This is a genomic window from Bacillota bacterium (assembly GCA_012842395.1).
Lineage (GTDB): Bacteria > Bacillota > SHA-98 > UBA4971 > UBA4971 > UBA6256.
Map to the genome: position 1 here is coordinate 99813 of DUSX01000030.1, position 8061 is coordinate 107873.

The following is an 8061-nucleotide window of genomic DNA, read 5'->3' on the forward strand; positions in this document are numbered from 1 at the left end:
TCGATGACGCATGATGAAAAGACGTCGCGGGCGTGCCTTCCAGACGGACGGGGACGGACTGGGCGGCAGAATACCACCGAGACGACCGCGGGGCAGCTGAATGAGGAGCGGAACCCGGTTTATGTGGAGGCTGTCCTGCGGCCGGACTTCGATTTCGCGAAAAGCCGCCTCCTGCGCTACTTCCTTGAAGTAAACGTAGCCCATGTCATCATGCTTATGCGCTGCGGGATCATCCCTTCCGAGACGGCTCGTGCCCTCTTGCGGGTAATTGGTCCGATGATGGAGCGCCCTGACGATACCGTGCCTGCTGAGTATGATCCCCGGTTCGAGGACCTCTTCTTTATGATCGAGGACCGGGTTGCGAGGGAAGCCGGAGGCGAGGCTGCGGGATCCATGCATGTGGCCATGAGCCGCAATGACTTGGATACGGCCGTTTTCCGAATGGCGGCACGCGACAGGCTCATCGAGCTCGGTCGGAGGCTTGACTCTCTCCGGGAGATCCTCCTGAATGTTGCGGACAGGGAACGCGCCACGGTTATGCCGGCATACACCCACAATCAGCAAGCCCAGCCCACCACGTTCGGACACTACCTCGCCGCCGTGGAGGCAGTGGTGGCGCGCGACGGGCAAAGACTCACCCAGGCATGGACGCGCACCAACCTGTCTCCGCTGGGTGCCGCGGCCCTAGCAGGCACCGGGTTTCCCGTGGACCGTGAGTGGGTGAGCGCTTCGCTGGGCTTCGAAGGCCTCGTCGAGAACACGTACGACGCGGTGTCATCCGCGGACTATGCCCTTGAGCTCGCAGGGATCTGCAGCGGCACGGCGGGGGATCTCAGCAGGTTCGTGTGTGATCTGATGTTCTGGACCACGAACGAGGTAGGTGCCGTGCGGTTAGACGATGCGTTCATCCAGGTCTCCAGCATCATGCCGCAAAAGCGCAATCCCGTGGCTCTAGAGCACACACGTGCCCTGCTCGGCAAGGTCATCAGCGCTGAAACCGATGCGCGGCTGCTCTTGCACAACGTCCCCTTCGGTGACGTCAACGACGCGGGCGGTCAGCTACAGCCGATAGTACACGAGCAATGCAGCCGTCTGAACGAGGCCGCGGCCCTCCTCGGCGAGATTCTGGCCACAATGGAAGTTGATAGAGCTGTGCTGAAACAGCGTGTGGTCCGGAGCTTCGCCACATCTACCGAGCTGGCGGATACTCTCGTGCGTCGAGACCGCCTTCCGTTCCGCCTTGCTCACCAGGTCGTGAGCAGGCTGGTAGCTCAACTGAGCGTCGCGGGCAGAGAGTGGCCGCAACTCACCCTTTCCGAACTGGAAGCCCAGGTCCGCGCAGTCACAGGAGGAAGGCAGGGAACAAACCTGACGGCCGAGGAGCTTCAGGCCGCTTTGGATCCTGTTGAGTTTGTGGCACGCCGGCGCCTTCCGGGCGGGCCGGCTGAGCCGGTGCTGGGCGCGTACGTGCGGCGGCGGCGCCAAGCGCTGGAGGAGAGCGCGGTCTTTTGGAACGCCCGTGAAGCGTCTATGAAAGCGTATCGAGAACAGCTCTCGCGAGAATGGCAGGGGGCTGTGCAAGGTTCGGCTTAGGAGGTGAGGCACAGACGGGGATGCGGAACCAGAGCGTCAGAAACGGTTGTGCGTCGTGCAATGCGGGTCTCAACTGGGGAAGTCATCCGAAGGAGGAGAAGACGATGCTTAAGCGCTGGCTGAGCCTATCTATGATAGTGGTCATGACCACTCTGCTGTGGGCCGCCTCGGCGGCGGTTGCGGCGGCCAAAGAGGTCACCATCGAGTACTGGCAGTACTACTATGAGAGCAAGGTCAAGCTCATGACCGACCTCATCAAGCAGTTTGAGCAGCAGAATCCGGGAATCCGTGTCGAGCAGAAAACCTTCCCGTATGAGCAGTTCAACCAGAAGGTTGCCATTTCGATTCCTGCGGGCACAGGGCCGGATGTGGTCAACTTGTATTATGGTTGGGTGCCGAAGTACGTGGAGGGTGGCTATCTCCAGCCGCTGCCCACGGATGCGTTCCCGCCCAGCACCATCCAAAAGGAGTTTCTCCCCATGGTGGACGCGGCTAAGCTGAACGGCCAGTACTGGGGGTTGCCCACGGCCGTGCGGGCTCTGGCATTGTTCTGGAACAAGGACCTCTTCAAAGAGGCAGGGCTGGACCCGAACGCTCCTCCGCAGACGTGGGAGCAGCTCCAGGACTACGCAATCAAACTGACCAAGCGCGACAAGAACGGGCAACTCGTCCAAGAGGGCTATGCTTGGAATGCCGACGGCCAGGACAACCACGTGTTTATCCAGGTGCTGCTCCGGCAGTGGGGCGTAACGCCGTTCTCGGCCGACAACAAGCAGGTGCTCTGGAACTCGAAGCCCGGTGGATATGAGGCCTTCCAGTGGTGGACGGACTTGGCCGCCAAGTACCACGTGGGCGATCCCACGTTCATGGGTGACTACCGCACGGCATTCATCACGGGCAAGGCGGCTATGATGATCGATGGCTCCTTTGCCCTTGGGACGTTGAAGGATAAGGCGAAGAACATCAACTGGGGTGTCACGACCCTCCCCGTGCGGGCCGCGAATCCTAGCGTTCGTGCGAACGTCGGCTCCTTCTGGATGAATGCCCTGACGGTCAACGCCAAGGGCGAGAAGCGGGACGCAGCCATCAAGTTCCTGAAGTTCCTCACCTCTCCAGAGGTAATGAAGGTTTGGCTGGAGCAGGTTGGCGAACTGCCGGCGCGTCTTGCCCTGACGGAAGACCCCGCTCTCCAGAAGGATCCGGTCTATGGCCCGTTCTTGGCGGGGCTCAAGTACGCGTATGCCACGTTCTTCGTGGACGAAACGTCCGAGCGTCAGGCGATAATCGATGCCACCAATGAAGTCCGCCTCCAGGGCGCGAACCCGAAGGCGGCTCTCGACCGCCTCGTGGCTAATGAGCAGAAGATCCGGGACGAGTATTTCAGTAACCGCTGACCGCTGACCGGGAGATGCCCGGTACATCCATCGGGCGGCGCTGGGGTGTACGGCGGGCGCTCGCCTGCCGCACACCCCAGTCTTGGGGGTGTCTTGATGGCGAGTGTGCACTTGTCCTTGCGGCAACGGAAGGCATTGTGGGGGTATGCGTTTGTTGCGCTGCCACTCGTGTTTTTCCTGGTCGTTCGCATTTACCCCGCGTTGTCGGCTTTCAACATGAGCCTCCACCAGTGGGACGTCATGTCGACCCGGAAGCCCTTCGTGGGCATGCAGAACTTCGTTCAGCTGTGGCATGACCCGGTCTTCTGGAAAGCCGCTCTCAACACCCTCCTATACGTCGTGATCTCGGTGCCCCTGGAGCTGATTCTAGGCCTCGTAGTGGCCGTGACCATTCAATCTGTGAATCGCTTCAGAGGGTTCTATCGCACTATTTACTTTGTTCCATATATCACCTCTACTGTCGCGGTGAGCTGGGTCTGGCGCTGGATGTATTTTAAGAACGGCGGCGTCTTCAATCAGATCTTGCTCAGCCTGGGATTACCAGCCCAGTCGTTCCTATCGGGAACAGAGCAAGCCTTGTATTGCGTGACTGCGGTGGTGGTGTGGCAGGCGCTGGGATACTTCGTGGTGATCTTCCTAGCCGGTCTGGAGATGGTTCCGCCGATGTACAAGGAAGCGGCAAAGATCGACGGGGCAAACGGTTGGCACATCTTCCGGTACATCACGCTGCCGCTGCTGAATCCAACCGTCGTTTTCTTGGCGGTCCTGGGAACCATCAATTCCCTCCAGATCTTCACGCAGATCATGAATATGACTTCCGGGGGCTATGGGCAGGGAGATCTCGGCGGGCCCCTGAACAGCACCCTCAGCTTGGTCGTGTACATCTACAAACAGGCGTTTTACAGGTTCCAGATGGGATACGCGTCCGCTATCACCGTCGTGCTCTTTGCCATCATCCTGGTGGTCACGCTGATCGAACTCAAGATCCTGAGCCGCCGTGTGGAATACTGAGCCGGTTCCGACGAGAGGAGAACCCCACCTATGCGAGAGTCAGCCGCACACGGGAATGTGCATGAGAATCTGAAACGCTCGGGCGTGTTGCTCCGGGCCCGAGACGTTCGTGCCGCCGGCCTGCACATCTTGCTCATGGCCGGGGTTATCTTGATGGTCTTCCCGTTCTTGTGGATGCTGGCCACGTCGTTCAAAGAGAGCGCGGAGATTTTCAACATCAGCCTCATCCCGCGCAAGCCGACGTGGGAGAATTACCGCACGTTGCTGGAGAGCACGCAGTACCTCCGTTGGTACCTGAACAGCGCGATCGTGGCCGTCATCACCACTATGAGCGAGGCCTTCTTCGACTCCATGGCGGGATACGGGCTGGCAAAGATCAAGTTCCCTGGGCGCGGGCTGATCCTGGTATTGATCCTCAGCACGCTCATGATCCCCACGGAAATGTTGATCATCCCTTGGTACATGATGTTTACCAGAGCAGGACTAGTGGATACATACTGGGGCATCATGCTGCCCGGCCTTGTGTCCGCCTTTGGCGTGTTCCTCATGAACCAGTTCATGCAGGGGATCCCCGATGATTTGCTGGACGCGGCCAGGATCGACGGCCTGAACGAGTTCGGGGTATGGTGGCATGTGGCATTGCACCAAGTCAAGCCGGCCTTGGCTGCCCTGTGCATCTTGGTGTTTCTGGGCAACTGGAATGCATTCCTGTGGCCGGTCATCGTCATTGAGAGCCCCGCTATGCGCACGTTGCCAGTGGGCATCGCGTTGTTTAGCGGAGAAGCGGGGCCGGAGTGGCAGCTGATAATGGCCGCTGCGAGCCTTGCTGTGGTGCCGGCGGTGGTGGTCTTTGCCTTCTTCCAGAAGCAGATTGTCCAGGGCATTGCCTTAACAGGGATGAAATGACGACGAGGCGTTGCGCCGGGGAGGCAACAAAGAAGCCGCATGGGGCGCGGGGCGCCCCGCGGACCGCCCCGCAGAGCGCCCGCTCCAGATAGCGGCTCAGACGTCGCACGCCCGGACGCCGCGCGACTGCCCTCAGACGGTTGGGGACCGTGGTCGCGCCGGTGGTGCCGAACGTGGGAGGCTGGGCCGGGCGAACGGTGGCCTGCCCCCGGGCGGTGGAGTGAATGCCCGAGCGCGGACGCTCTCACCGCCCGCATGAATTCAACCCTAGGCTCGTGCGTCTCTATCTCGGCCGTCCACAGTTCCTACGGCATAGTATCAATGATTCTCTTGACGGCATCGACGGCCAGGTTCGGGCTTGTCAACACGGGAACTGCCACCCGTCCGGCGAGCCTCGGCGCAAGCTTGGCCATGGATACCTGGGCAAGCACGATCACGTCCGCCTCTTTGGCTAGGTTTTCAACGTATACGCTCAATAGCCTGTCGTGTTCTTCGGGATTCCCCGCGAGCAAGGCCTCAAAAGCGCTTGAACAGAGGGTCCGCTTGATTGAAACGCGTTTGCCTTTCTCGGCCGCCTTTTCCTCGACCAATCGTGCGGTCGGGTCGAGGGTTGTCGTGACGGTGGCTACCACACTTATGGTCGCTCCACCCTCCCCGCTCTTTGGAAAGACAGGATTCGAGGCTTCGTGAGCTTCCGCTGACAGCGATAACGATGGGAGACCGGGCCGGTATTGGTGCCGAAATCGCCGTTAAGACACTAGCTGGTGTCGAGCTATACTACGTTTGTCGCCGAGCAATCGTGGGAGACGCGGGCGCGGTGGCCGATGCCATACGGTTCACAGGTTCAGGCGTGAGGCTCCGTCGGGTCCCCGGTGTTGAGGAGGCGGAGTTCAGTCCGGGCACCGTCGACGTGCTTGACCTGAACAACGTAGACATGACAACGCACGCGTACGGTCGAGTGTCAGCAGACGCGGGCCGGGCCGCGTTCGAGTACATTCGCTCTGCCATTGAGCTTGCCATGGCGGGGAAGGTTGATGCGGTGGTCACAGGACCCATTCACAAGGAATCTCTTAACCTGGTGGCGGGATATCATTATTCCGGCCAAACCGAGATATTCGCGGACCTCACTGGTACACGAGACTACGCTATTAGCTGGTAGACAAGGGCATGCGCATGGTAGATGTTACAACTCGCGTGTCCCTTCGAAGGGCTTGCGATCTCCTGGGAAAGATCGAGTGCACACTGTCATCAGGCTTGCCGACAAGGCTGCAAGAGCGCTGGGCATAGGTTGCCCTCGAATCGGGGTCGCAGGGTTGAACCCTCATGTGGGCGAAGGGGGCCTGTTCAGAGCGGAAGAGATAGAAGAGGTCGGCCCAGCGATCGAGGAAGCACGAGCCTTGCGCATCAACGCTGAGGGTCCGGTCCCGCCAGACATTCTCTTCGCGAAGACTCGTGGTAGGCAGTATGATGTGGCAGTGGCAATGTACCATGATCAGGGCCACATACCGCTCAAAACCGTGAGCTTCGAGTTGGATAGCAGCGGCCGCTGGGTGGCCGTGAGCGGCGTGAACGTGACGCTCGGTCTTCCGATAGTGCGGACGTCCGTTGACCACTCCAAGCCCCTATGTGTCCGCAAACCCGAATCAGATCGAGGGAAGGCTGCCCCGCTGTTCTTGACACATGCGTGCCTATATTGGAGAGTGGACAGCCCGGCGCGATTGGAGTACAATCAACTCATAACAGTCGGAGGAGGGCGATGACTGCGTTGAATCGGCTTGAGGAAGTGCAAGTTAAACTGCAAAGAGTCAGACACCTAATTGAGCAGCGCCAGCTTAGTGGCCTGCTTCTTAAGACCCAACCAAACTTCTCATGGTTAACTGCCGGAGGGCTTAACTCCGTCGGTATAGCAACCGAGCTCGGAGTTACATCGATTCTGGTAACACCCGATGGGTTGTACCTGATCGCCAACACAATAGAGGCGCCTCGCGCGATGAAGGAGGAGGGGCTTGGGGAGCTCGGGTTCACTCTTTTAACTTTCGATTGGTATGAAAACCGGGAGCTTCAACTGGTGAGGGAGATAGTCGGCGACGGCTCTGTAGGATGCGATGTTGCAGTGTCCGGCCTGCTCCATATCGCCGACGATGTTGCCAAGCTTCGCTACGAGTTGACAGAGGGCGAAGTAGATAGATACCTGTTCTTGGGAACGAAGGTGTCCACCGCCATCGAGAACACACTTATGGAGGTCAAACCCGGAGACAGCGAAGCTGAGGTCATTGGGCGGTTGTGTGCCGAACTGTGGAAGGATCGCATCGACGCCGTAGGATATCAATCGGCAGCTGACGAGAGGGCTTACTTGTACCGACACCCGATTCCGACCATGAGACGAGTAGACAAGTATCTGATGTTGTGCATTAACGCTAGATATAAGGGATTGGTCACATCCATTACCCGTCTTGTTCATTTTGGCCAGCCAGCCTCAGAGTTACTCCGACAGTTTCGGCACAATCTGGAAATCGAGTGTGCAATGATCGCCAAAACTCGAGTCGGCAGACCCATGCGCGAGCCACTCCTGACGGCCATAGAGATGTATGAACAGCTGGGCTATGCGGGTGAATGGAAGCTGCATCACCAAGGCGGTGCGATGGGCTACTATGCACGCGATATCAGGGTTACTCCGACGACTCAAGATCTGGTTGGCAAGAACCAAGCGTTCTGCTGGAACCCGTCTATCAGCGGGACAAAGACCGAGGATGCCTTTATCGCAACACCAGACGGACCCAAAATGATTACCGGCCCAGTAGTCTACCCCGCTGTCACAGTAGAATCAAATGGCTTTGAGTTCAAGCGACCGGGAATGCTTGTCTTGTAGGTAATTAGTGTCAACGAGCATGACTTGGATCTTTCGGGGCTTTCCTCGACGTTGCGGGGTTTTGCCTGACTCAGTGAGGCTTGTTTCACATACCGTGATGTCGAGGTTTATCTTCTTGGGTGCTACCCCGAAAATAACCCCATCGGAGCCGCGGACCCCCCGGGGCAGTATTAGGCGGCCTCCTCCAGGGTTACCTTGTATCCGAGGGCTTCGAGTCGCTTGACTGCGCGGCGGACCGTCGCGTTGCGGTTGAGCTCGTCAAAATGATTGGAGCCTAGATCCTGGTAC

6 protein-coding genes and 1 pseudogene are annotated in these 8061 nt (G+C 58.9%); 6 read left to right on the plus strand and 1 reads right to left on the minus strand.

Annotated elements, in window-relative coordinates:
* Positions 1-3: 3 nt before the first annotated feature.
* The 4 genes from argH to GX515_09220 all read left to right on the plus strand — a co-directional run bounded on the left by argH (position 4) and on the right by GX515_09220 (position 4904).
* Positions 4-1593, plus strand: coding sequence for an argininosuccinate lyase (gene argH, locus GX515_09205; GenBank protein ID HHY33174.1), 1590 nt, complete (start codon positions 4-6; stop codon positions 1591-1593).
* A gap of 143 nt (positions 1594-1736) precedes the next feature.
* Entirely contained in the window at positions 1737-2987 is a 1251-nt protein-coding gene (locus tag GX515_09210; GenBank protein ID HHY33175.1) for an extracellular solute-binding protein, read from the plus strand.
* A 96-nt stretch (positions 2988-3083) separates the two neighbouring features.
* The gene (locus GX515_09215) at positions 3084-3998 is read left to right on the plus strand and encodes a sugar ABC transporter permease (GenBank protein HHY33176.1); all 915 of its coding nucleotides are present in this window, start codon (positions 3084-3086) and stop codon (positions 3996-3998) included.
* 30 nt (positions 3999-4028) lie between these two features.
* On the plus strand, positions 4029-4904 hold the full coding sequence (locus tag GX515_09220) for a carbohydrate ABC transporter permease (protein HHY33177.1): 876 nt from the start codon (positions 4029-4031) through the stop codon (positions 4902-4904).
* Between the two features lie 305 nt (positions 4905-5209).
* Here the strand turns inward: GX515_09220 and GX515_09225 are convergent, their stop codons facing one another.
* Positions 5210-5536, minus strand: a complete 327-nt coding sequence (locus GX515_09225; GenBank protein ID HHY33178.1) for a hypothetical protein — start codon at positions 5534-5536, stop codon at positions 5210-5212.
* Between the two features lie 80 nt (positions 5537-5616).
* Between GX515_09225 and GX515_09230 the strand changes: the two are divergent.
* Positions 5617-6664, plus strand: a pseudogene (locus tag GX515_09230) (4-hydroxythreonine-4-phosphate dehydrogenase PdxA).
* A gap of 5 nt (positions 6665-6669) precedes the next feature.
* The gene (locus GX515_09235; protein ID HHY33179.1) at positions 6670-7773 is read left to right on the plus strand and encodes a M24 family metallopeptidase; all 1104 of its coding nucleotides are present in this window, start codon (positions 6670-6672) and stop codon (positions 7771-7773) included.
* Positions 7774-8061 lie beyond the last annotated feature (288 nt).